This is a genomic window from Actinoplanes sp. NPDC000266, assembly GCF_042899005.1.
Classification (GTDB): Bacteria; Actinomycetota; Actinomycetes; order Mycobacteriales; family Micromonosporaceae; genus Actinoplanes.
The window spans coordinates 182,887-206,521 of record NZ_JBIAZI010000016.1 but is presented as its reverse complement, the minus strand read 5'-3'; the positions used below and the strand labels follow the sequence as shown (position 1 = coordinate 206,521).

At 69.6% G+C, this 23,635-nt stretch carries 23 protein-coding genes and 2 tRNA genes; 15 read left to right on the top strand and 10 right to left on the bottom strand.

Annotation, left to right across the window (positions count from 1 at the left end; all coding sequences use genetic code 11):
• Positions 1–567: 567 nt before the first annotated feature.
• Complete coding sequence (locus ACFY36_RS46015; protein ID WP_499752247.1) at positions 568–783, top strand: hypothetical protein; 216 nt, start codon at positions 568–570, stop codon at positions 781–783.
• Positions 784–799: 16 nt separating this feature from the next.
• Here the strand turns inward: ACFY36_RS46015 and ACFY36_RS46010 are convergent, their stop codons facing one another.
• The 3 genes from ACFY36_RS46010 to ACFY36_RS46000 form a co-directional block, all read right to left on the bottom strand.
• A complete protein-coding gene (locus ACFY36_RS46010; protein ID WP_499752246.1) occupies positions 800–1,597 on the bottom strand; it encodes a carbon-nitrogen hydrolase family protein in 798 nt (265 codons plus the stop codon).
• 112 nt (positions 1,598–1,709) lie between these two features.
• On the bottom strand, positions 1,710–2,183 hold the full coding sequence (locus ACFY36_RS46005) for a hypothetical protein (RefSeq protein ID WP_499752245.1): 474 nt from the start codon (positions 2,181–2,183) through the stop codon (positions 1,710–1,712).
• Between the two features lie 91 nt (positions 2,184–2,274).
• A complete protein-coding gene (locus ACFY36_RS46000; protein WP_499752244.1) occupies positions 2,275–2,691 on the bottom strand; it encodes a nuclear transport factor 2 family protein in 417 nt (138 codons plus the stop codon).
• A 71-nt stretch (positions 2,692–2,762) separates the two neighbouring features.
• Between ACFY36_RS46000 and ACFY36_RS45995 the strand changes: the two genes are divergently transcribed.
• Positions 2,763–3,302, top strand: a complete 540-nt coding sequence (locus ACFY36_RS45995; protein ID WP_499752243.1) for a PadR family transcriptional regulator — start codon at positions 2,763–2,765, stop codon at positions 3,300–3,302.
• 73 nt (positions 3,303–3,375) lie between these two features.
• Here the strand turns inward: ACFY36_RS45995 and clpX are convergent, their stop codons facing one another.
• From clpX to ACFY36_RS45970, 5 genes are all read right to left on the bottom strand, one after another.
• Positions 3,376–4,665 carry an ATP-dependent Clp protease ATP-binding subunit ClpX gene (gene clpX / locus ACFY36_RS45990; RefSeq protein WP_499752242.1) on the bottom strand — a complete coding sequence of 430 codons (1,290 nt, stop codon included), beginning with the start codon at positions 4,663–4,665 and terminating at the stop codon, positions 3,376–3,378.
• A gap of 213 nt (positions 4,666–4,878) precedes the next feature.
• Positions 4,879–5,544 carry an ATP-dependent Clp protease proteolytic subunit gene (locus tag ACFY36_RS45985; protein ID WP_499752241.1) on the bottom strand — a complete coding sequence of 222 codons (666 nt, stop codon included), beginning with the start codon at positions 5,542–5,544 and terminating at the stop codon, positions 4,879–4,881.
• An 11-nt stretch (positions 5,545–5,555) separates the two neighbouring features.
• Positions 5,556–6,185 carry an ATP-dependent Clp protease proteolytic subunit gene (locus ACFY36_RS45980; protein WP_499752240.1) on the bottom strand — a complete coding sequence of 210 codons (630 nt, stop codon included), beginning with the start codon at positions 6,183–6,185 and terminating at the stop codon, positions 5,556–5,558.
• Positions 6,186–6,363: 178 nt separating this feature from the next.
• Positions 6,364–7,719 (bottom strand): trigger factor, encoded by a 1,356-nt coding sequence (gene tig / locus ACFY36_RS45975; RefSeq protein WP_499752239.1) that lies wholly within the window; start codon positions 7,717–7,719, stop codon positions 6,364–6,366.
• A 37-nt stretch (positions 7,720–7,756) separates the two neighbouring features.
• Positions 7,757–7,830, bottom strand: a tRNA-Pro gene (locus ACFY36_RS45970).
• A gap of 133 nt (positions 7,831–7,963) precedes the next feature.
• Between ACFY36_RS45970 and ACFY36_RS45965 the strand changes: the two genes are divergently transcribed.
• The 6 genes from ACFY36_RS45965 (at position 7,964) to ACFY36_RS45940 (ending at position 13,310) form a co-directional block, all read left to right on the top strand.
• Positions 7,964–8,034: transfer RNA gene (locus tag ACFY36_RS45965), tRNA-Gly, on the top strand.
• A gap of 658 nt (positions 8,035–8,692) precedes the next feature.
• Positions 8,693–9,430 carry a hypothetical protein gene (locus ACFY36_RS45960; protein ID WP_499752238.1) on the top strand — a complete coding sequence of 246 codons (738 nt, stop codon included), beginning with the start codon at positions 8,693–8,695 and terminating at the stop codon, positions 9,428–9,430.
• An 11-nt stretch (positions 9,431–9,441) separates the two neighbouring features.
• On the top strand, positions 9,442–10,440 hold the full coding sequence (locus ACFY36_RS45955) for a sulfotransferase family protein (RefSeq protein WP_499752237.1): 999 nt from the start codon (positions 9,442–9,444) through the stop codon (positions 10,438–10,440).
• A 91-nt stretch (positions 10,441–10,531) separates the two neighbouring features.
• Positions 10,532–11,506 carry an aminotransferase-like domain-containing protein gene (locus ACFY36_RS45950; protein ID WP_499752236.1) on the top strand — a complete coding sequence of 325 codons (975 nt, stop codon included), beginning with the start codon at positions 10,532–10,534 and terminating at the stop codon, positions 11,504–11,506.
• Complete coding sequence (locus tag ACFY36_RS45945) at positions 11,506–12,684, top strand: amidohydrolase family protein (protein ID WP_499752235.1); 1,179 nt, start codon at positions 11,506–11,508, stop codon at positions 12,682–12,684. The genes ACFY36_RS45950 and ACFY36_RS45945 overlap by 1 nt, the downstream gene beginning before the upstream one ends.
• Before the next feature lie 29 nt (positions 12,685–12,713).
• Positions 12,714–13,310 (top strand): hypothetical protein, encoded by a 597-nt coding sequence (locus tag ACFY36_RS45940; protein ID WP_499752234.1) that lies wholly within the window; start codon positions 12,714–12,716, stop codon positions 13,308–13,310.
• Here the strand turns inward: ACFY36_RS45940 and ACFY36_RS45935 are convergent.
• Complete coding sequence (locus ACFY36_RS45935) at positions 13,307–13,873, bottom strand: hypothetical protein (RefSeq protein ID WP_499752233.1); 567 nt, start codon at positions 13,871–13,873, stop codon at positions 13,307–13,309. The genes ACFY36_RS45940 and ACFY36_RS45935 overlap by 4 nt on opposite strands.
• 61 nt (positions 13,874–13,934) lie before the next feature.
• On the opposite strand from ACFY36_RS45935, the gene ACFY36_RS45930 reads away from it, so the two are divergent.
• Together ACFY36_RS45930 and pgk are read left to right on the top strand one after the other, a co-directional pair.
• Entirely contained in the window at positions 13,935–14,516 is a 582-nt protein-coding gene (locus ACFY36_RS45930; protein ID WP_499752232.1) for a class I SAM-dependent methyltransferase, read from the top strand.
• Between the two features lie 9 nt (positions 14,517–14,525).
• Entirely contained in the window at positions 14,526–15,878 is a 1,353-nt protein-coding gene (gene pgk, locus ACFY36_RS45925) for a phosphoglycerate kinase (RefSeq protein WP_499752231.1), read from the top strand.
• On the opposite strand, the gene ACFY36_RS45920 is transcribed toward pgk, so the two are convergent.
• On the bottom strand, positions 15,856–19,944 hold the full coding sequence (locus ACFY36_RS45920) for a HEAT repeat domain-containing protein (protein ID WP_499752230.1): 4,089 nt from the start codon (positions 19,942–19,944) through the stop codon (positions 15,856–15,858). The two genes, pgk and ACFY36_RS45920, sit on opposite strands and share 23 nt — an antisense overlap.
• 218 nt (positions 19,945–20,162) lie before the next feature.
• Here ACFY36_RS45920 and ACFY36_RS45915 point away from each other — a divergent pair, with 218 nt between their 5' ends.
• The 5 genes from ACFY36_RS45915 (at position 20,163) to ACFY36_RS45895 (ending at position 23,542) form a co-directional block, all read left to right on the top strand.
• Complete coding sequence (locus tag ACFY36_RS45915; protein WP_499752229.1) at positions 20,163–20,288, top strand: hypothetical protein; 126 nt, start codon at positions 20,163–20,165, stop codon at positions 20,286–20,288.
• A gap of 220 nt (positions 20,289–20,508) precedes the next feature.
• Positions 20,509–20,964: a PH domain-containing protein gene (locus ACFY36_RS45910; protein WP_499752228.1), complete on the top strand. Its 456-nt coding sequence runs from the start codon at positions 20,509–20,511 to the stop codon at positions 20,962–20,964.
• The gene (locus tag ACFY36_RS45905) at positions 20,961–22,469 is read left to right on the top strand and encodes a PH domain-containing protein (protein WP_499752227.1); all 1,509 of its coding nucleotides are present in this window, start codon (positions 20,961–20,963) and stop codon (positions 22,467–22,469) included. The genes ACFY36_RS45910 and ACFY36_RS45905 overlap by 4 nt, the downstream gene beginning before the upstream one ends.
• A gap of 243 nt (positions 22,470–22,712) precedes the next feature.
• On the top strand, positions 22,713–23,033 hold the full coding sequence (locus tag ACFY36_RS45900) for an ArsR/SmtB family transcription factor (RefSeq protein ID WP_097319838.1): 321 nt from the start codon (positions 22,713–22,715) through the stop codon (positions 23,031–23,033).
• Positions 23,030–23,542, top strand: coding sequence for an SRPBCC domain-containing protein (locus ACFY36_RS45895; protein WP_499752226.1), 513 nt, complete (start codon positions 23,030–23,032; stop codon positions 23,540–23,542). The genes ACFY36_RS45900 and ACFY36_RS45895 overlap by 4 nt, the downstream gene beginning before the upstream one ends.
• The last annotated feature ends 93 nt before the right edge of the window (positions 23,543–23,635 follow it).

Below are 23,635 nucleotides of genomic sequence, written 5' to 3'. Positions count from 1 at the left end.
GAATCTCCCACCGACATCCAAAGACGCCGGCCGGGGTATTACTTAATTGGCACTGGCTTATCAAGCACCCTGTTGAGTTCTCAAAGAACAACCGCATCCGGCTAACCGCTCCGGAGCAACCGCTCAAACTTACCTGGTCGGCGTCGCGAGCGCAAGATCTAAGATCTTGTTCGCACCGCCCAAGTTTTCCCCACGCTTCGAACCCCGCCGCTAAGCGGGTGACTCGTGAAGGTGGCCCACAGACCGGCCGACTCGATCGCTTAGCGATCCGTCCGCCCGGCTCCTGTCCGGCCCGGTAACTCTACCCGGTCGTTCTCATCGGCGCAAGTTGCCCTGTTCCGATCTCGCCCGGCCGCGTCATCCGGCTCATCACCGAAGCGCTGAGCAAGCTTACCGCGTACCCCCGAGGTCTTGGTCCGGACCGTCGCTTTCGCTGTGTTCCGTCCCGGTTTCCCGTGGGCAGAGAGAAAGTTACGCGACCGGACACCGCGCATGCAAATCGACCCCCGTGCCTACTGGTGGCGCGAGACCGCCCAAACGAGCCTTTGACCGTGAAAGAGTGGGCTCATGGGTGCTTCCACGACGCTGGCAGCCGACGCTCTGACCGACATGATGCTGCCCTTCTGGCAGTTCGTGATCGGCGCACTTGTGCTGGTCACGGTCGTACTGTCCGTACGAAAGCTGGTCATGAGGGGTCCGTCGCGGATGGGTGGCGCCATGCTCATGGCCGGCGGCGCCGTAATCGGGCTGACAGTGGTCGGTTACTTAGTGCAGCTCCTGTGACCCCGGCAACATCAACTTAGAGACGGCGGTTGGCCAGGCTCGGAAGCTCCTGGCGTATGCGCTCGAGCCGCTCCAGATCGAGCTCCGCGCTCACCACACCCACCTCGTCCGGCGCCTGAGCAACCACCGTCCCCCACGGGTCGACGATCATGCTCCGCCCGAAGCACGTACGCCCCGGCTCGTGATCCCCGATCTGCCCCGCGGCCACCACATAGCACTGGTTCTCGATGGCGCGGGCCCGCAGCAGAACCTCCCAGTGATCCCGCCCGGTGTGCATCATGAACGCGGCCGGCACCACGAGGACCCGAGCCCGCCCTTCGACCGCGAGCCGGCGATACAGCTCCGGGAACCGCAGGTCGTAACAGATGGACAGCCCCGTCCGCACACCGGCGATCTCCGCGACCACGGTCTCGTCTCCCGGCGCCACCGACCGGGACTCCTGATAGGAGACCCGTCCAGCGATCTCCACGTCGTACAGATGAATCTTGCGATAGCGAGCCGCAAGCTCGCCCGAGGGAGAGAAAACCAGAGACGTGTTGTACGTACGGCTGGCGTCCGGCCCGCTCTCGTGGAACGACCCCGCATGGACCCAGATCCCGAGCTCCCGAGCCGCCCGCGCGAAGAAACCCGCGAACTCGCCATCGACCCCCTCGGGCTTGGGCGCCCCGGCCCCCGGTCCCAGGTAGTCCACGTACTCCGGCAGCACAGCCAGCTGAGCCCCACCCGCCGCCGCCCGTTCCAGCAGCTCCCGAGCCGTAGCCAGATTTTTCCCCCGGTCGTCCCGGGCATTCAGCTGACACACCGCAACGCGCATGCCTGCAGCCTACGAGCGCTTCCAACCAACACCCAAGGCCTTCAGAGGTACGGCTGAGCCCGGCACCCGCTGGTCTTCAAGGTAAGCAACACGCCGTCCTCGAAGCGTCCTGCTAAGTAAGGGGAGAAGTGCGCCGAGCGCGGTCCAGAAGATGGACGTAGAAGCGGCGGTGAGCGGGAGCGAACCTCGTCCAGACACGACGGCCCAGCCCGGTCTCGTATCGGACGACCATGGCGTGGGTGACTCGGCCCGGCTCGACTCGGAGCACCAGGCGAGCGCTGATGCCGGCTGCCGCCCGCACGGCCAGCACAACCGCGTCAGGGGCGCTGTGCTGGATCCGCCAGCCGAGCACTTGGCCGGGCGCCTTGAGCGGTGCCAGCCCGACGCCGAGAAGCTTCCAGACGGCGAGCATCTTGGCCCTCTCCGGCCGGGGCGCCCCTTCGAGGATCCGTCGCGCCCACGTCTCAGCGCTCAGCCTCTCCCCGGTGGCGAAGCTGAACCCCTCCCGGTAATGGATCGGCTCGATGCCGGCCAAGGCCATGGCCTCGGTGCTGACCTCTTCTTCGCGTACAGCTCCCCTGTCCACAACACGCTCCTCACACAAGCCCTCGGCCGCTCGTGCGGGGTGCGGCGGCGTGGGGGCGGAGCCGGGCCGCACGGGCGGGCCAGGACCGTGGTCAGGCTGAGGGCTGGGACAGGCGGGACTTCATTGCCTCGGCCAGCGCGAGCGTCGCCGAAAGGGGGCGGACCATGACGGTCAGTTCGGCTATGCGGCCGTCGGGGGTCTGGCGGATGAAGTCGCAGCCCTCCAGGTCTCGGTCGCCTATGTGGGCTTGGAAGACGAGGGCGTGGTCCAAGGCGCCCGGGGTGCTGATCTCGCGGACGTAGCGGAAGTCTTCGAAGACCTGGACCACGGCGCGGAGGATCTCGGCTACGGCGGGGCGGCCGCGGTACGGCTTGTGGACCACCGGGCTGTGGAAGACGACGTCCTCGTCCAGCAGAGCGATCGCGGCCGCGATGTCGCCCGACTCGACGGCGGCGCGGAAGGGGTGGACCGGAGGGTGGGCGGTGTTCGGAGGTGGGACTGCGGTCACGAGAAGGCCCCTATACTCAACAAGTTGAATAGGTAGGCATGACGCTAGCCCGGCCACGGGAGGCTGTCCAGATGTCGTTGCGGCATGCGGTTCTCGCGGCTCTGTCGCAAGGCGAAGCCTCGGGCTACGAGTTGGCCAAGCGCTTCGATGTGGCGGTCGCCGACTACTGGTCGGCCACGCCGCAGCAGCTCTACCGCGACCTCGAGAAGCTGGAGCGCGACGGGCTCGTGGCGGCTCGCGTGGTCGAACAGCGGCGCCGGCCCAACAAACGGGTCTTCACGCTGACCGCGGCCGGGCGTCAGGCGCTGCGGGAGTTCGTCCGGGAGCCGGCTAAGCCCGCGGCGATCCGGGACGAGTTCCTCGTCAAACTACAAGCGGGGAACGCCGAAGACGTCGACGCGCTCATCGCGGCGGCCGAGGCCCGCCTAACCCGGTCGCGGGAGAAGTTGGCGCGCTACGAGCAACTCCGCGAACGGCTGGAGGGCCAACCGGCGGATCAGCGCGGCGACGGGCCGTTTCTCACCCTCATGGCCGGGATCATGTACGAACAGCAGAACATCCGCTGGACCGGGCTGGTGCTGGAACGGCTCCGCGGCGCCGGTTTCTTGTGATTGGGGTGGTTGTGCACCCGTACAGAAAAAACCGCCGTCTTCCCTGACGGGAGACGGCGGCTTCCTGCTGATGTCAGGCGGACTTTTCCTCGCGCTCGCGGCGGCGACGGCCGACGAACTCGCGCGGGACGATCGTGGGGTTGACGTTTTCGAGGACCACCTCGCGGGTGATGACCACGCGGGCGGCGTCGGGGTTGCTCGGCACCTCGTACATCACGGAGAGCAGGACCTCTTCCATGATGGCTCGCAGGCCTCGGGCTCCCGTGCCTCGCAGCATGGCCTGGTCGGCGATGGCGTCCAGGGCGCCCTGGTCGAACTCGAGCTCGACGCCGTCCAGCTCGAACAGGCGCTGGTACTGCTTCACGTACGCGTTGCGGGGCTCGGTCAGGATCTTGATGAGCGCCTCGCGGTCGAGGTTGCGCACCGTGGTGATGACCGGCAGACGGCCGATGAACTCGGGGATCAGGCCGAATTTCAGCATGTCCTCGGGCATGACCTTGCCGAAGATGTCGTCGGTCTTGCGCTCGGTGATCGAGCGGAGGTTGGCGCCGAAGCCGACACCGCCGTGGCCGACGCGGGACTCGATGATGCGGTCCAGACCGGCGAAGGCGCCGCCCACGATGAACAGCACGTTCGTCGTGTCGATCTGGATGAACTCCTGGTGGGGGTGCTTGCGGCCACCCTGCGGCGGCACGTTGGCCACCGTGCCCTCGAGGATCTTCAGCAGGGCCTGCTGGACGCCCTCGCCCGAGACGTCGCGGGTGATCGACGGGTTCTCGCTCTTGCGGGCGATCTTGTCGACCTCGTCGATGTAGATGATGCCCTGCTCGGCGCGCTTCACGTCGTAGTCGGCGGCCTGGATCAGCTTGAGCAGGATGTTCTCGACATCCTCACCGACATAGCCGGCCTCGGTCAGCGCGGTGGCGTCGGCGATCGCGAACGGGACGTTGAGCATCCGCGCGAGCGTCTGGGCCAGGTGCGTCTTTCCGCAGCCGGTGGGGCCGATGAGCATGATGTTGGACTTGGCCACCTCGACGTCGCTGCCCGCGCCGGGGGCGCCGCTCGACTCGGCCTGAATCCGCTTGTAGTGGTTGTAGACGGCCACCGAGAGGGCCTTCTTGGCCTGCTCCTGACCCACCACGTACTGATCGAGGAACTGGCAGATCTCCATCGGCTTGGGAAGCTCTTCCCACTTCACCTCGCCGGTCTCGGCCAGCTCTTCCTCGATGATCTCGTTGCAGAGGTCGATGCACTCGTCGCAGATATAGACCCCGGGGCCCGCGATGAGCTTCTTGACCTGCTTCTGGCTCTTCCCACAGAAGGAGCACTTCAGTAGGTCGCCGCCGTCGCCGATCCGTGCCACCTACGTACTCCTTGTGCTCGTCGGCCGGCTGTCACCGGCCCAGATCCGAGGTCGAAACGCCCCGTTGCCTTCTCATCGTCTGCCGAACCGCGTAACTGAGGCTGCATGCTCGACGTTACCCGCAAAGGGGCTGTTCTCCGACCCCCCAAAACGGGCGTGTCAGGGGTCGGCCAGTCTAACTCGGGCCGGCCGGCCCCTGACGATACGCTTCTCTCAGCTGCCGCTGCCGACGGCCTGGAGCGTCTTCTTGCGGCTGACCAGGACGGTGTCGACGATGCCGTACTCCTTGGCCTCGGCCGCCGTCATGATCTTGTCGCGGTCGACGTCCTTGCGCACCTGCTCGGCCGTACGGCCGGTGTGGCGGGAGATCATCTCCTCCATCTGCGACCGCATGCGGAGGATCTCGCGGGCCTGGATCTCGATGTCCGAGCCCTGACCGTAGCCACCCTCGGTGGCCGGCTGGTGGATCAGAACCCGGGAGTGCGGCAGCGCGAGGCGCTTACCCGGGGTGCCACCGGCGAGCAGCACGGCCGCGGCGCTGGCGGCCTGGCCGAGGCAGACCGTCGAGATGTCCGGGCGGACGTACTGCATCGTGTCGTAGATCGCCGTCATGGCGGTGAAGGAGCCGCCGGGCGAGTTGATGTACATCGTGATGTCGCGGTCGGGGTCGGAACTCTCCAGCGTCAGCAGCTGGGCCATCACGTCGTTGGCCGACGCGTCGTCCACCTGCACGCCGAGGAAGATGATCCGGTCCTCGAACATCTTGTTGTACGGGTTCGTCTCCTTCATCATCCCGTTCGAGGAACGCTCGATGAAGGAGGGCAGCACGTAACGGTTGGTCACCGGCGCGAACCCGCGAGGCATCGTCAGGTCAGTCATTGTTCCGCTCCTCAGTTCAGCGTTCCGGCGCCCTCGGGAACCTGAGTGGCCCCGGTGATCACCTGGTCGATGAAGCCGTAGTTCTTGGCCTCGTCCGCCGTGAACCAGCGGTCACGGTCGGAGTCGCGCTCGATCTGCTCCTGGGTCTGGCCGGTGTGGAAGGCGACCCGCTCCTGGAACATGCGCTTGGTGTAAAGCATCTGCTCGGCCTGGATGGCGATGTCGGCGGCCGTGCCGCCCATGCCGCCCGAAGGCTGGTGCATCATGATGCGCGCGTGCGGCAGCGAGTAGCGCTTGCCGGGGGCGCCGGCGCAGAGCAGCAGCTGCCCCATCGACGCGGCCATGCCCATCGCCACGGTCGAGACGTCGTTGTCGATGAACTGCATCGTGTCGTAGATCGCCATGCCCGAGTAGACCGAGCCACCGGGCGAGTTGATCCAGAGGTTGATGTCCCGCTCGGGATCTTCGGCGGAAAGCAGCAGCAGCTGCGCGCAGATGCGGTTGGCGACCGAGTCGGTCACCTCACTGCCGAGGAAGATGATGCGCTCGCGCAGGAGGCGGTTGTAGACCGAGTCGTCGAGGTTGCCACTGATGGAGTCACCGCGCAGCAGGGGGCTCGCGGGGAGGTGAAGATCGGTCATGGCAGCCCTTCAACAGCTAGCCGGCAGGTTGTCCGTCGTACGCCCAACCTAACCGGTGGAATGGGCAACGGCTTCCCGCTCGGGCAGGTGTTCGCTGACAGCGCACGCGCCCGGGAAAAAGCCCCGAAAAAAGCAGAGAGCCGCCACCCCAGGGGTGGCGGCTCCCGCCGGAAGAACCTCAGTGGTTGTGACCCTCGTGGCCGTGCTCCTCGTCGGAGGCGGCCCGCAGGTCGTCGAGCGTGAGGACGTTGCCCTCGGCGTCCTTCATCTCGACCTGCTCCATCACGGAGGCGAGCGCCTTGCCGCGGCGCACGTCACCGAAGACCGCGGCCGCCGCGCCCGACTGGACGAGCTGGTCGTAGTACTGCTGCGGCTGCATCTGGGCCCGCTGGGCCCGGTGCACGATCTCGTGACCGAACTCGTCGTCGGAGACCTGCACGTCCTCCGCGTCGGCGATGGTGTCGAGCAGCAGCTGGATCCGGACGCCCTCCTGGGCGGCCTCGGTCAGCTCCTGGTCGATCTGCTCCTCGGTCTTGTCCTCGGAGGTCAGGTAGTCCTGCAGGGTCGCGCCGATCCGCTCGAGCTGGTCGGTCATGGCCTGCTTGCGGCCGTCGACCTCGTCCTTGACGACGCCCTCGGGAGCGGGGATCTCGGCGGCCTCGACGAGCTGCTTGAGGGCCTCGTCACGAGCCGCGTAGATCTGCTCGACCTTCTTGACCTTCGTGAGCCGCTCGCGCAGGTCGCCCTTCAGCTCGTCGAGCGTGTCGAACTCGCTCGCCAGCTGGGCGAACTCGTCGTCGATCTCGGGCAGCTGCTTGTCCTTGACGCTGCGCACGGTCACCGCCACCTGGGCCTCACGGCCGGCGAAGTCGCCGCCCACGAGCTCGGTGGTGAAGGTGGTGTCCTCGCCGGCCGACATGCCCACGAGCACCTCGTCGAGGCCCGGCAGAAGCTGCTTGCTGCCGACCTCGTGTGAGATGTTGGTGGCCGAGCCGCCCGGCACCTCTTCGCCGTCGACGGTGGCGTTCAGGTCGAGCTGCACGTAGTCGCCCTCGGCGGCCGGCCGCTCGACGGTCTTGAGCGTGGCGAAGCGCTCACGCAGGCCGTTGATCTGCTCATCGATCTCGTTGTCGCCGATCTCGACGGCCGGGACCTCCACCTTGATGGTGGACAGGTCCGGCACCGTGATCTCGGGCCGCACGTCCACCTCGGCGGTGAACTTCAGCGGCTCGTTGTCGGCGAACTCGGTGATCTCGACCTCGGGCCGGCCCAGCGTCTTGACGTCGTGCTCACGCACGGCGGCCAGGATCTGCTGCGGAATGGCTTCCTGAACCGCCTCGTTCAGGACCGCGCCACGCCCGACACGCTGGTCGATGACCGCTGCCGGGATCTTGCCGCGACGGAAGCCCGGCACCTGCACCTGCGCGCCGATCTCCCGGTACGCCTTCTGCAGGCTCGGCTTGAGCTCGTCGAACGGCACCTCGATGGCGAGCTTCACCCTGGTCGGGCTCAGAGTCTCGACGGTGCTCTTCACAGGCGTACTCCTTGTTGCTGCGGATAGATGTTGTCAGTCGGGGTGGCGGGATTTGAACCCACGGCCCCTCGCTCCCAAAGCGAGTGCGCTACCAAGCTGCGCCACACCCCGTGGCGTCGGCCAGTGTATGCGGTCCGCTTCCCCACGCGTGCGCTGGAGTCACCTCAGGCACCTATCCGGTTCGCAAAGCCCGTGGACGACCCAGTAAGCTATGCGAGCGGACCCCGTCCAAACGGGGGGCGTTGCGGGCGTAGCTCAATGGTAGAGCCTCAGTCTTCCAAACTGATTACGCGAGTTCGATTCTCGTCGCCCGCTCTCCTTCGGTTAGCCCTGTCCGCGAGGTGCGCGGACCGTGGCGGATCGCCATGCCTACCTGGGGGCCGAGCCCCCAGACCCCCAGGGTGCGGATGGTCGCGGTGGGTGGGTGACGGGCCATTGGGGTGTACGGCACGTCGTGCGGCCTTCCGGAAGGGGAGGTCGTTCGGGACTGTCGATTCTTGTTGCCGGGTCTCCTTCGGTTAGCCCTGTCCGCAAGGTGCGCGGACTGTGGCGGATCGCCATGCCTATCTGGGGGCCGAGCCGCCCGACGCCCACGGTGCGGATGGTTGCGGTGGGTGGGTGGCGGGCGATTGGGGGGTACGGCGCGTCGTGGGACCTCTCGGAAGGGGCGGTCGTCGGGGGCTGACGCGCGCGTGTTGGACATTTGTTGCGGTGGGTTGGCGATCGTTTACAGTGGCGGGGGTCTATCGACTCTGGGATTTAGGCTGCTGGGGGGTCTGTGGCGGGTGGGCGCGGGGAACCGTTTCGGACCTGGAACCCGGTCGAACGCGAGTGGGTTCTCACCGTTCCCAGCCGTGCGCCGCTCCCCGCCCAAGCGGACCTGCGGGCGGATGAGGCTCCGGCGTGCGCGTTCTGTGATGTCTTCGCGGCCGGCGATGCCGATCAGATCCGGGTTGTTCCCAGCAAACATCCCATGGTTCCGACGGTTGCCGGGATCGAGGATTTGTCGGCCGAGCAGCACTCGGTGCTGATATATACCAAGGAGCACCACCAGCGGCTCGGCACGATGCCGGTCGGCCGGTGCCGCGATCTTCTGGCCCGGATCGGTCAGCTCTCCGACGAGCTGATGACGAACGGCAATATCGAGGCGGTGTGCGCGACCGAGGCGGTCGGCGACCACTTCGGCGTGACGGTGGCCCATCCGCACGCCCAGGTGATCGGGCTCGAGTTCGAACCCCGTGCGATCTCCATGGACGATTCCGGGGGCTGCGCTCTGTGCGCCGGCGGAAAGACCGGTGGGAACGGCCGTCATGTTGTTCGGGAGCTGCCTACCGCGGTGGCTGAGGTGCCGCCTTGGGCGCGGCTTCCGTTCGAGACCGTCATCTACACCAGGCGTCATACGCCCTCGCTGGGGGCGACGAACGAGGACGAGCTTTCCGACATCGCGCAGTTGATCTGGGAGGTCCTGCGCGCGTACCGCTCGCAGACGCGGGGGAAGCCCCAATATCTGCTGGGCGTCATGCAGGCGCCGCGGAGCCGGCGGTCGGCCCATCATCTGCGGGTCGAGCTCATGCCCCTGCACAAGTCCGACGGCAGCCTGAAACGGCCCGGCATCCTCGAGACCATGTTCGGTCTCTACATCAATCCGGCTCAGGCCTCCGAGTCGGCCGAGATCCTGCGCCGGCTGCTGAACGAGGGGGCGGGCCGGTGAACGGTGTTCAGATGGTCGGGACCCAACGGTCCGGCTCGAACCTGGTCCGGCTGGTTCTGAACGGCATCGACGACGTGGTCGCCCCGCCCTCGGCGCACGAATACCGCGATTTCGCCGAGCTGTACCCCTACTACGCGCCGCACGGCCCGGACGAGCTGGTCCGCCTGGCCGAGGATCTGGCGCAGCTGGTGCGCCTGAACGCGCTCCCGTGGCCCGAGGCCGAGTTGACCGGGAAGATCATCGCGAGCCAGGCCGGCGGGCCGGCGCTTTCCCAGATCATCATGGCGATGTACGACGAGTTGGCGCGCCAGACCGGGAGCGTGAGCTGGGTCAACAAGTGTCTCGAGAACCACCGGTACCTGCCGGAGCTGATCGCGGCCCGGCCCGGGCTGCGCGTGCTCCACCTCGTCCGGGATCCGCGGGATGTCGCGCTCTCCTTCCGCCGGGCGCCCATCGGCCCGAAGGATCCTTGGGTCATCGCCCAGCACTGGCTGGACGACCAGCGCTCCATCCGGGAGCTGCGGGACGATCTCGTCGCGAAAGGCGCTCGGTGGACGACCGTTCATTACGAGGACGTCGTCGCCGACCCGGAAACGCGGTTCGAGCTGATCTGCCGCGAGCTGGATGTCGCGTGGACACCCGCGGCGCTGCGCTTCCATTCCTCGCCGGACGCCGTGACGGCCGCCAACCTGTCGCCGCTGTGGGAGACGCTGGCCACGCCGATCAGCCGGGACCGGGTCGGCGGCCACACGAGCCCCGACCATCGGCAGTTCGTCATCCGGGTCGAGGAGGTCGTATCGGCCGAGATGCTGGCCTTCGGGTATGAACCGGCATATTGCCGTCAACCGATCACGCTCTCCGACAGCCAGGTCGCGCAGGCGAAGCTCCGGGACAGGGCCCTTCGGCTGTCGGCCACCCGGGCCCGGCCGCCGGCGGCCGAGGAACTGCACACCCGGCGCGATCGCTACCTCGCGAGCCTGAGACTTCGCCTGGCCGGGGACGCGGGCTGACGGGACCGGCCCATTCCGATCTTGGCAACTGGCGATCAGGATGGGGAGGCCGGAGCCTGGGCCGATCATGGGAGGCCGTGTGGAATTACCCATGGATCTCTGCAATTCCCCGCAAGAGTGGCATTCATGGATAGATGAGCAGGTCGGCGGGGATGCCGACCCCCGGGCGGAGTTGCCGGCGTACGTCGTCCGGCAGTTCGGCCCCGAGGCCCTGGACACGCATGACTGGTTCTGGACGCCGGGCAACGGCGCCATGATCGAACATCTGCTGCGGCAGGTACCGCCCGGTGAGCGCGGCACCGTTCTCCCGGCGTACCAGCGGGTCGCCGCCGCGCTCGCGGACACGGCGACCTCGATGAGCATCGAACCGCTGGACTGGCCCGGCGCCACATTCCGGGCGCCGCGCCGGGACGCCCGGGTGTTCGTGGTCAATCCCCTGCACGCCAATCCCCTGGCCGCGTCCCTCTCGGCCACGTTCCTGGCCGGCATCGCCGCATACGCGGCCACGACCGGGGCGCTGCTCGTCGAGGACGATCCCTTCCGTGGACTCGACGCCGCCGACAGGCTCCGGCCGACGCTGCTCTCCTTGCATCCCGAGGGGACCGTCCATCTCGGAAGCTGGACCAAGACCCTGGGATGGCCGGTCAAGCTCGGGTTCGCCGGCTGGCCGCGCGCGCTCCGGCCTTTCACGCCACCGTGGCCGAGCCCGGCCGGCCTGGCGTCCTTGCTGCGTTCGGGCCGCGACGCGGACATCCGCGCCCGCCGGCACGCGCTGCTGGCACGGCGCCGCGCGGAGCTGACCGGAGTTCTGGGCGAGCTCGGCTTCTCGTTCGTCCCGCCGACGGGCGGTGCGCACCTCGCTGTGCTCACCGGCGACGCCGAGGGGTTGCGGCGGCGGCTGGCCGCCGCGGGCATCGGCGGCCTGGCGGCTGACGACTTCTATCCACGCGGTGCGGCCGGCCCCGCGCAGCCGTTCGTACGGCTCGCCTTCTCGAACGTGCCCGAGAGCGACTGGCCCGGCCTGATCGCGCGGCTGGGAAGCGTCCTGTCCGCGGTGGGCAGCTGATGTGGGCGCTGCGCGCCGCGCGCCTCTTCGACGGTGAACGCCTCATCGAGCGCCCCCTCGTCATGGTGTCGGGTGGCGTGATCACTGACGTCCGCGAGCGGGGCGCCGCGCCGGAGGGCGTGCCCGTCACCGACGTCGGCCACGCCACAGTCCTCCCCGGGCTGGTCGACGCCCACGTCCACCTGGTCCTTCCCGGTGACCCGGATCCGGTCGGCGCGGCCGGCGTCTCCGCCGGCGAGCTGGCCGCCAACGCGCGCCGCTCGGCGGCCGCCTGCCTCGACGGAGGCATCACCGCCGTCCGCGACCTCGGCGACCGGGACTACGCGACGGTGGGCGTACGGGCGGAGTCCGCTCGCGACCCGATGGCGGGCCCGCACCTGATGGTCTCCGGTCCGCCGATCACCACTGAGGGCGGCCACTGCTGGTTCCTCGGTGGGGCGGTGACCGGCCGGTCGGATCTGGTCGAGGCGGTCCGGAGCCGGGCCGCTTGCGGGGTGGACGTCATCAAGATCATGGCGAGCGGCGGGGAGATCACCCCGGGCACCCGGTCCTGGCAGCCGCAGTACACGGCGGACGACCTGCGATCGGTCGTCGCCGAGGCGCACCGGCTCGGCCTGCCCGTCGCGGCGCACGCGCACGCCGTGAGCGCCATCGAACGCGCGCTGGACGCGGGCGTCGACACGATCGAGCACGCGACGTTCCGTACGGCTGATGGCATCCGCCCCGATCCCCGGCTCATCGACCGGCTCGCCGCGAGCGGGACGCCGGTGACCGTCACGACCGGGTTCTCGCCGGAGGGGCCGCCGCTCGACGAGGCCGCACGAACTCGCATCGCGGCCACCCTGGACGCCGCCGACCAGATGAGACGCGCGGGCGTACGGATAGTGCTGGCCAGCGACGCCGGCATCTCGGACCAGAAACCGCACCGGCTGCTGCCCTTCGGGCTCATCCGCATGGTCGAAGCCGGCTTCTCACCGGTCGAGGCGCTACGGGCGGCGACCGCAACTGCGGCGACCGCCTGCGGTCTGCCGCGCAAGGGCCGCGTCGTTCCCGGCGCCGACGCGGATCTGCTGATCGTGGACGGTGATCCGGCGCGCGACATCGGCGCGGTACTCGCCGTACGGTCCGTCTATCGTGGCGGCTTGCGGGTACGTCACTTCGGCCCGGCCGCGTCGTGATCGTCTCCCATTCGCACGGCTTCGTGTTCGTGTCCAACCCCAAAGCCGCGTCGACCAGCATCGAGTCCGCCCTGGAGAAGTTCCAGGAGAGGCCCGATCTGAACGCGAGGCACCGGCCCGGTTTCTACACCGCGCGTCACATGCCGGCCACGGAGATCCGGGAGGAGCTCGGCGAGAACGCCTGGGACGATCTGTTCACCTTCGGCGTGGTCCGGCACCCTCATGACTGGTTCGTCTCCCAGCTGACGTACAACTACCGCCGCCTGGGCCGCCCGGTCCCCCGCGACCGGCGGATCACCGACCGCGACGTGTGGCGCGTGCACTCGCTGCTCACCGACCGGCGCGGACGGCCCGCCAGCGCCAGCGCCAGCCAGTGGGCGTTCCTCTGCTCGGACTCGCGGCAGCCGCTGGTCGGGCACCTCACGACACTCGACGACCTCGATCACACCTGGGCCGAGCTGACCCGCTTGATCGGGTCGGCCGTCCCGCGACCGGAACGACTCAACCGCACCCGCCATCCCGCGTGGGACGACTGGCTCACGCTGGGCGCACGCAAGGTCATCGAGACACTGTGGGCACTGGACTTCGCACTCCACCGGCAGGCGGCCAGGAGCTTCCGGCTCTAGCCGGCCAGCGCGCGGGCCACCGCCTCGCCGGCCGCCCGCACCCGGTCGTCCGGCTGAGGCTGCAGGATCTGGGCCCACGTGCTGAGGAAACTGCCGCGCAGCTGCTGGCGGCCCAGCGGCCGGGCGTAGAACCACGTGTGGAAATGGGCATGACCGTCGCCCGAGCGGTAGAGATGCACCCGGGCGACCGTTCCCAGGCCGAGGATCGCGCGTTCGATCCGGGCGCACAGGGGCCCGAACCCGGCGACCATCTCGACGGGCATCTCGCTGAGCGACTCCCAATGGTCGCGGGAATGCAGGATGACCGTCCCGGGCAGTGCGCTCGGCTGATGGAGGCGGAGTCGCCAGTGGACGTCGGTCCAGAGGAATTCGTCGTCGTCCGCCGTACAGAACTCGCACGCTTCCGGCCCGTCGTCGCCGGGCCGGACGAGTTCCGGCCGCTCCGGTTCCAGTGCCCGGGCGGCCACCGGCAGCCGGAACGGGAAGGTCGGGTAGGACGTCAAGTCCGACAGATCGGCTTTCGGACGGAGGAGCGCCGCGTCGTCGACCATGCCACTCCTCATCGCTGTACGGTGAGAGCCCCATTATCGCGGAGATGCCGAGTCGTCGCATGGAGGAGCCGTAGTGAACCAGCGTCGCGACCACGACTACAACGAAGAGGCCCGCACCTACGACTCGACCCGTGGTGGCGACGCGCGGGCGATCGCCGCCGCGGACGCGCTGCACGCGCTGCTCCCGGCCGGTGCGCCGGTCCTCGACATCGGCGGCGGCACCGGCATCGTGGCCGGCTTCCTCATCAAGCTCGGCCATCCGACGACGGTCGTCGACTCGTCGCCCGAGATGATCCGGATGTGTGAGTCGCGCGGCACGGTGCCCACCGTCCTCAGCGACGCGACGACGCTGCCGTTCGAGACCGGCTCCGTCGACAACGCGATCATGATCTGGCTGCTGCACATCATCGACGACCCGGCGCCGTTCATCACCGAGGTCGCGCGGGTGCTCAAACCGGGCGGCCGCTTCATCACCACTGTGGACAAGCTGAACAGCAACAACCCGGACCACGACCGGGCGCGCACCGACGCCCCCGAGCTCATTGCCCGCCTGTGCCGGGAGGCCGGTCTCGCCGAGGGCCCCCGGTCCAGCTTCGTCGGCCACGGCCAGCGCAACGATCCCCTGTACCAGCTCGCGGTCTTCGACCGGCTGTAAACGACGACGATGACCTCCGTGCCGCCGCTCGGCTCACTGCGGACTCTCGCCGGCCTCGAACTCCGGGGCCGCCGGGTGCTGGTCGCCGCCGACATCGACGTGGCCAGGCGGCAGACCAGCAGCGAGACACACTTCAAGATCGAAAGATTGGCCCGGACGGTACGGCACCTCGTGGACCATGGTGCGACGGTGCTCATCCTGGGTACGCAGGGCAGCAACTCGGTCCGCGTGCTGGAGCCCGGAAACACCCAGGGTCTCGAATGGCACCGGCAGGCGATGCAGCGGGCCCTGCCCGGCACGCGCGTCGTCCGCTTCGACGTGATGGACGACGTGCTGTCGGCCGAGCTCGAACCGGGCACGGTCTCCCTGCTGCCCAACCTGGCCGAGGTGAGCCGGGAGGACACCGCCTTCGCGGCCGGCTACGCGCCGCCCGGCGACGCGGCGGCCGAGCAGGCCATGCGGGAGGCGTGCGAACGCGCGCTGCTGCCGACCCTGCTCCGCGACCAGTACGACGTGTTCGTTCTCGACGATTTCCGCTCAACGGTCTGGGCGTTGCCCTCCAACGTCGGGCTCGCCGCGGGCAAGGTGTGCGCCGTGGGGCTCGGCCTTCAGGACGACGTCGAGAGCCTGGCGCGGCTCGTCGAGCACAGTCGCAGCCTGCGGGAGGCCGGCGACGCGGGCCGTGTCTGCTATGTCGGCAGTTCCCGCCCGCAGGATGTCGCGACCGCCTGTGTCCTCCTCGGCAACGGGCTTTTCGACCGGGCCGTGCTGGGGCCCATGCCTTCGCTCATGGTCTACCGCGAGCTCGGCTTCTCGCTGGGGGCCGGGCCGACCGCGGACCTCGAGTCGCTTCTGCAGACGCACCGGCCGATCGACGTGGCCGCCGGGAGCGACATCCCGGGCCTGGTCAACCGTCATCTCGGCGACCTGGTGCTGCCGACCGACTACCTGGTGGCGAACCGCACCGGCGACGGCAAGTCGCGGCGTGTCACGCCCGAAGGGCTCGAAGACCTGGCCGACGACGACCGCGTCATGTCGATCGGTCCCGCGACCCTGAAGAAGTTCGCGGCGGAGACGGCCCGGGCCAGCCTGGTCTTCCACTTCGGCATGATGGGGGCGCGCGCCCGGCCGTACGTGTCGTACACCGAAGAGGTCATCCGCACCAACCTCACCTCGCCGGCCGCCGCGTACATGGCGGGCGACCACATCCTGGAGATCGCCGACGACCTCGGCGTGTCCTCGTCGCTGCGTGGCCGCACCACCGGGGCACAGACCGGAAGCTCCGTCCTGTGCGGCGCCCGGATGCCCGGACTCGCCCCGTTCCGGACGGCCGGCGACGCTATGACGACGCCAGCTCCATGATCGCGACGGCCGCCTCCCGCACCGCCGGATCGGGGTCGTCGCTCGCCCTTCGCGTCACCGCCGCCCGAGCCTCGTCGTCGTCGGCCCAGTAGTACCCGAGCGCTTCCACCCCCGCCACGCGCACGGCGGAGTGAGAGTCGTGCTCGGTCAGCCTCAAGGCCAGCTCACGCGCCCCGTCGGCGCCGGCGGCGGCGAGGCCCCACAGCGCGGCCCGGCGCACTGTCGCGCTCCGATCCGACAAGGCCGCGGCGGCCACCGTTGCCGTTTCGGAGGGCAGGGCGGTGACGAGCGCCCGCACCGCCGTCTGGCGGACGTCGGCGCTCTGGTCGACGGTCGCCCGCTCGGTGAGCATCGGCGCCGTTTCCGGGCGCTCCGGCCATTTCTCACCGATGAGGACGACCGCCGCCGCGCGCACCGCCCAGTCCGGATCATTCCGGGCGACGGTCATGACCAGCTCGCGCACCGTCGCGTCGGCCGGCCATGTCGCGCCCGCGGCCCGGAGCGCGGACAGCCGGATCGTGGCGTCCGGGTCGTCGGCGGCGTGCGCGCACAGCGCGCGGCGGGTCTCCGGGTCGTCGCGCCATTGATCGGCCAGGCAGCCCAGGGCCGTCATACGGACCGTGTCGCTGCTGTCCGACGACGCCCGCTCGGCCATGAACGACAGAAGGCCGGGCGACGAAGGCCGGGCGCCGGCGACACAGAACAACGCGGACCGGCGGACGTCCTCATCGGGGTCGCCGACGGCGAGGTCACGAATGATCTTCTGTACGCCCGGATCGCCCGGCCATTGAGCGTGCGAGGTGACCACAGCGTGCTCGCGCACCGACCAGTCGGCGTCGCCGGCCGCCCACCGCAGGATGTTCTCACGCGCCGTGCCCTCGTCGTGGTCGGCGTCGGCCAGCATGCTCACCACGGCCCGGCGTACCGCGTCGCTCGTGTCGCTCTCGTAGGCCGCGGCCAGGTCGTCGAAAGCGTCCACGTCGTGGTGCGGTGAGCTGAGGCCGAGCAAGGCGACTATCCGGACGTCCTGGTCCTCGTCGGCGCCGGCCCGCTCGACCAGGAGCGGCACCGTGCCGGGGTGATGGGGCCACATGGTGGCGAGCGTCCGCACCGCCGCGCGCCGGACGAGCCAGTGGTCATCCTCGACGGCGCACCGGGCCAGCAACTTCCGCGTATCGCCAGATTGCGGCCGCCCCTTGACGACGGTCTCCAGGGCGATCTGCCGGACGGACGCGTCCGGGTCGGCGACGGCGCGCTCGGCCAGGAGGGTCAGGGTGTCTTCCCTGTTCACCGCGGTGGCCGCCAGGGCGCGGACCGCGGCCTGCCGGACCGACCGATGGGGATCGCCGACGGCCCGTTCGACGATCAGGTCGTACGAGGGACCCAGGCCCACCCCGGCCGTCGTCATCCCCTCGATCGCCGCCTGCCGCACGGTCGCGTCGCGACCGTCGCGCAGACAGGCACGGACATCCGCGTCGATCTCCTGGTCACCGGCGCCGGACCGCTGGGCCAGCACGCGCGTCGCGGCCGCGCGGACGCGCGGGTCGGAGTCCTCCGCCGCCCGCCGTCGCATGATCGCGGGAAGCTCCGGGCCGGCCGGCCACCGGGCGTCGAGCAGCTCCACGCAGGCTCGCCGGACGGTGGGATCGTCGTCGTCGGCGGCGCGCTGCTCCACCAGCGCCCGGACGTCGTCGCCGGCATCGCGCCGGGAGACCAGCGCGCCGATGATCGCGCGGCGCACGTCGCCCGCGGGATCGGTCACGGCCCTCCGCAGCAGCTCCTCGTGGACCGCCGCGTCGTTCTCCGGATGGCGCGCGAGGACGGCGATCGCGGCGCCGCGAACCACCGGGTCATGATCGATCCGCGCCGCGCGGAACAGATCGCCCTGGCTCGCCAGTCGCATGCCGAGCTCGGCCGCCAGCACGGCCACCGGCCCGGACAGATGACGGCCGACGTTCGAGTACCAGGTGAGGAACGGCGGCGCGCCGAGCCAGCGGTGGCCCAGGGACGCGAACGCCGTGAGTGTCGCGTCGCTCAGCGCGGCCTGCAGGGCGCCGTTCGGGTTGGCCTCCAGCTCCACCAACAGCTCGAACAGGCGGGTCAGGACCGCCCTCACCTGCGGCACGAGGCGCATGCTCGGGCGTACCTCGTGCAGCGCCCGCATGCACAGCAGGCTGCGCGCCGGGAGCTGCGCCTTGTCGAAGCGCCAGGCCTGGTCGGCGTCGAGCAGCCGCTCCATGATCGCCGCCGCGAACCGCTCCTTCATGCGGATCACCAGCAGCAACACCTCCGACCAGGCCGGATCGGCACCGTGCTGGTCGAAGATCGCGAGCAGGGCGGCCTCGTCCATCAGCCGGTCGTCGAACCGGCGCACGATGTCGAGGGCGGCGAGGTATTCGAGGAACGTCCGGTGCACGAAGCCGTACATGCCGGCGCCGAAGCGGGAGAGGATGTAGTTCCGGGTCCGCAGTTGGGTGATCATCGAGTGCGCCGCCGCGCGGGCCACGGGCGGGTCGTAACCACGCTCGGCCTCGAGGTACGCCTCGAACGCGCCCTGGAGCTCCTGCTCGGTGATGCGGTTGCCGCCGATGCTGCCCTCACCGACCAGCATGGTCCGGGCCAGAACCCGCAGCAGGTCGAGCTTGTCCTCGTAGAGGAGACCCTCGTGGTCGGGGAAGCTGTGTGCCTCCACGTCCCAGTGCTCCACCAGCAGCGACACCGCGAACTCGTACACGTGGGCGCGGTCGCGGGGCATCTCCCGCCGGCGGCCCATGATGCAGAGCAGGGTCAGCAGCAGCGGGTTCCCGGCCAGCTCGTTGACCGCCGGGAAGCTGTACACGGCCGAGGTCATCCGGATGGTGAGCCGGTCGGCCTCGGCGTGATCGTCGGCGCACGCGATCTGGTACCACGCCGCGATGAACGAGGCGATCGGGCCGGGCTCGAGATCCTGTAGCTGGTAGAGCTTGAAGCCGGCGTCGTCGAGGGTCTGCCGGTGATATCCGACCGGCCGTGAGGTCACCACCAGCCGGACGTGCGGATATCGGCGGGCGAACTCCCGGATCTCCCGCGTCACCGCGGTACGCCGGTCCCGGTCGAAGACCTCGTCGAGTCCGTCGAAGATGACAAGGACCGGCCGGCCGCTGTCGAGGAGCTTGGTCAGCACCGCCTCCCGCAGGCCCAGCCCCTGGGTGTGGTGGAGGTGGTCGAGGAAGTCGGTGAACGAGGTGTGCGCGCCCGCCGTGTAGTGGCGCAGCTCGACCAGCAGGGGCAGCGTCCCGGCGAGGCCGTCGAGCGGCGTCGGCGCCGGGCCGGGGGCGGCGCCGGCGAGCTGAGCCAGGCGCAGCACCACGTATCGGGCGATGGTCGACTTCCCCGCGCCGGGATCGCCGAGGAGCACCACCTCGGGATGATCGGGGGCGGCGAGAAGACCGAGCACCGGCCGGGCCGGCGGCTGGAGCAGCGCGTCACGGGCGGGGCTGACCATCTCGAGGGCCAGATCGCGGGGCATGGCCCGGGGATCGGCCTCCTCGCCGAGGAGCAGTCGCCGGCGGAACTCCCGGGGAAGCTCCATCACCGGCGGATCGGCGCGCGCCGTCGGTGGCGTGAACACGCGTTGCAGCGGCACCCGCAACCGTTCCTCGACGTTCGCCATGGTCAGCAGCATCTCGAGGTTCAGCTGCTGGAAGTAGTCCCGCACGCGCTGCAGGTAGGCGTCCAGATCGGCCTGTTCCCCATCGTCGAGATCGACGGGCTTGCCGGGTTCGGGCTCGGCCGCCGACGCCCGTTCCCAGGCCGCCAGCCACTGTGGCATGCCGGAAGCCGGCACCCCGCAGACGGCGAGGAACGTGTTCAGCTTGGCCCGGGACGGCAGGCGCTCGCCCTTGACGATCTCACCGACCGTGCTCTTGCCCAGCGGTTCCCAATGCCGCCCGTCGGCACGCGGCGGAAGAGCGCCGGCTGCCTTCTCCATCTGCTGGTACGACAGGCCGCGGCGACGGCGCAGACCGTCCAGGCACGCGGCGAGCTGTTCCGGGGTCTCCACCGCCGACGGGTCGACACCGGGCATCGGCATCTCCTGTCCTGTTTCCACTTGTCCGGCCGGACGCGTCGGAAGGGTCGTGGATCACGGCCGGACGCGCAGCTCACCCGCGTCCCGCTCTCCGACGCGCCTCCGGGTTCCTCCGAGATCATGGCCAGCCCGAAGCCTCGCACGCTGCACTGGAACCCGTCCACCACGAAAGCCGGCGCCGGCCTTCTTTACCAGGCAAGAGACCAGGAGTTCCCATGCAGCAGCTACTCGAGTTCCTGCCCGTGGCCGGCGCCGCGCTGAATTTCGCCGCGGCTCTCACCGGTCTGGCCACCGCTCTGATCAACCGGTCGGCGCGCCGCCGTCCCGGCGTCCGCGACTGACCGGCCGCGCGGCCACGGCCGCACCGGCGAGGCCCAGGCCATGGGATGATCCCCATGGCCTGGGCCTTTTGTTGTCCTTCGGCTACGGAACCCATACCAAAGTAGATCCCGGCGGTCGCCCGGCCTGTCTACCGTGAAGCCATGAGAACCCCTCGCGCACCAAGTCCCTTTTGAGCATTCGATGGAGACCGAGCTCCGACTGAGGCCGCCGAGCCGCCGAGTGGATCGACGGTTCGTGCCGTGGCGGACGTTGCAGGCGCTGATCTGGGGTGTGTTCGTGCTCGGCACGCTGGGGGTCGTCCACGGCCTGGCCGAGGTGACACGGCCCTGGCTCGGGCCGGTCCTGGTGATCGGCGGGGCGATCTACGCGGTGAACATCGTCGTCATGCCGTCCTGGCGCTACCGGGTGCACCGGTGGGAGACGACGGACGACGCGGTCTACGCGCTCGAAGGATGGCTCACCAAGAAGTGGCAGATCGTGCCGCTGTCACGGATTCAGAGCATCGACACCGAGATCGGGCCGTTGCAGCGGATGTTCGGGATCGCGACGATCAAGGTCACCACGGCCTCCAGTGAAGGCCGGATCTCGATCGAAGGGCTGGACGCCGAGGTCGCGCGGGAGACGGTGGACCGGCTCCGGGAGGTCACCGCGGCCACGCCGGGGGACGCGACATGAGCGACGCGGAGTGGCGGCGGCTCAGCGTCCGGGTCGTCTACATGGATCTGGTCCGGGCGGCGATCTCCTGCACGGTGGGCTATCTGGGCGCGGTCGTCTTCAACGACGACGGGCCGGTGTGGGCGCTCGTCGCCGGATCGCTGGCCGGCTTCCTCAGCGCCCTGCTCGACCTGGTCCGGTGGATGACGACGCGCTACCGGGTCACGGCGGCCGCGGTCGAGATGCGCAGCGGATGGCTGTCGAAGCGGCACCGGACGGTCGCGCGCGACCGCATCCGTACGGTGGACAGCTCGGCCAAGCTGGTGCCGCGCCTGTTCCGGCTGCGGGTGGTGCACATCGGCTCCGGTGAGCAGGCGTCGTCGTTCACGCTCAACGCTCTGGACAGCGGGCACGCGGCCCGCCTGCGCCGCGAGCTGATGCCCGACGCGTGCGCCGAGCGGACCGAGCGGACTGAGGGAGTGCAAGCGCCGCCGCAACCCGGGCGCGAGGTGATCGCGCGGCTCCGGTGGCGGTGGGTGGTGCTCAACATGCTCAGCGCGTGGGGGCCGGTCGTGGTGCTGGGCCCGCTCTTCGCCCTCTATTGGTTCCTGCGGCCGTTCGGGGTCGATCTGCTCGGCGCCGGCCGGGACGTGTCCGGGTGGGACTCGCGGAGCCTGGTGTGGAACCTGGTGCTGTGCGCGGTGATCCTCTACCCGCTCGGAGTGGCCGGTTCGGCCGCCACCTTCATCACCGAGAACTGGGGATTCGAGCTGGCCCGGGAGGGCGACGCCCTGGTGACCCGCCGCGGGCTGTTCACGACCCGCACGCTCCAGCGGGACGACCGGCGGATGCGCGGTCTGGCGTTCAAGGAACCCCTCGTCTGGCGCTGGCTGCACGTGACCGAGACCAGCGTCGTCACCACCGGGCTGCGGCAGACCGTGGAGGCACCGTCCGGGACGATCCTGCCCCGGCTGCGCCGGGCCGAGGCCCGCGAGATCGCCGCCCGGGTGCTGCCGGACGGGCGCCGGCCCCTGGAGGCGGAGCTGCTGCCGCATCCCCGGGGCGCGCTGCGGAGGCGGCTGGGCTGGGCGTTCTCCGGCCCGGCGCTGATCTGCGGCGCGTTGCTGCTCTTCGGCCTTCCCGGCCGGCTGTGGCCACTGGCCCTGCTGCCGATCACCCTGGCGCTGGCCGTGGTGGCCTATCGGTCACTGGGGCACGCCCTGGAGGGGCCTTATCTGGTCGTACGGCGTGGCGCGCTCAGCCGCAACACGGTCGCCCTCCAGCACGGCGCGGTGATCGGCTGGACGCTGCGGCAGTCGATCCTCCAGCGTTGGGGCGGCCGGATGACCGTCGGCATCGCCACGGCCGCCGGTGAGCGCCACTATCAGGCGCCGGACGCGGGCGTCGACCAGGCGCTCGCCTTCATCAGCGGGGCCACGCCCGAGCTGGCCGCGCAGTTCATCGAGGGCGCCGGGGTCGCGGCGCCGGTCAGCGAGAGGGCCGGGGTCGCAGCGCCGGTCAGCTAGAGCGCCGGGGTCGCAGCGCCGGTCAGCTAGAGCGCCGGGGCGCAGCGCCGGTCAGCTAGAGCGCCGGGGTCGCAGCGCCGGTCAGCTAGAGCGCCGGGGCGCAGCGCCGGGCCGCCACCCAGCGCTGCGCGTCTGCACCCGTTCCGACGTGCGGGCGTCAACGTAACGGACTACTTCGACGCAGGTCTATGAAGAGAACTTTAAGCCTTGACATGTGACCTATTGGTCTCATAACTTTACGTCATGGCCGACGACGACCTGGTGTTCAAGGCGCTGGCCGATCCGAGCCGGCGCTTCCTGCTCGACCTGCTCTTCGCGCGTGACGGCCGCACGCTCACCGAGCTGGAGTCCGAGCTGGCGATGACCCGCTTCGGGGTCGCGAAACACCTGAAAGTCCTGGAAGAGGCGGGTCTCGTCGTCACTCGCCGCTCGGGCCGGGAAAAGCTGCACTTCCTCAATCCGGTCCCGATCCGGCAGATCCACGACCGGTGGATCGACAAATACACGGAGCGTCACGTCACCGCACTTCTCGATCTCAAGAACGCGCTGGAGGAAGAGCCATGACCACCGAGACCACCCAGGTTTACCGCGTCTGGATCAAGGCGAGCCCGGAGCGGATCTGGGCCGCCATCACCGATCCCGAGTGGACCTCGCGCTACGCCTACGCGGCGCCCGTGGACTACGAGCTCAAGCCGGGCGGCGCCTACCGGTCCCACGCCACCCAGGAGATGAAGGACTACGCCAAGGCGAACGGCTTCGAGGTCCCCGACGTCATCGTCGACGGCGAGGTGATCGAGGCCGACCCGCCGCGCCGCCTCGTGCAGACCTGGCGCATGTTGATGGACCCGGGCACCGCGGCCGAGCCGTTCACCACGATCACGTACGAGATCGAGGAGGCCAAGATGCAGCCGGGCGTCTACAAGCTGACGCTCACCCACGAGCTCACCGGCGCCCCGCAGACGGCCGCGATGGTCGCCGGCACCGAGGACGACGGCGCGGGCGGCGGCTGGGCGTGGATCCTCAGCGACCTCAAGACGCTGGTGGAGACGGGAACCAGCCTCGCCGGTCGCTAGCTGGCAGATGGTGCACGATCCGGCCGGGCTCCGGGGCGTTTCCCGGGGCCCGGCCGGGGCTAATCTCCCGCAGTGACCCTTCTCTGGATCGCC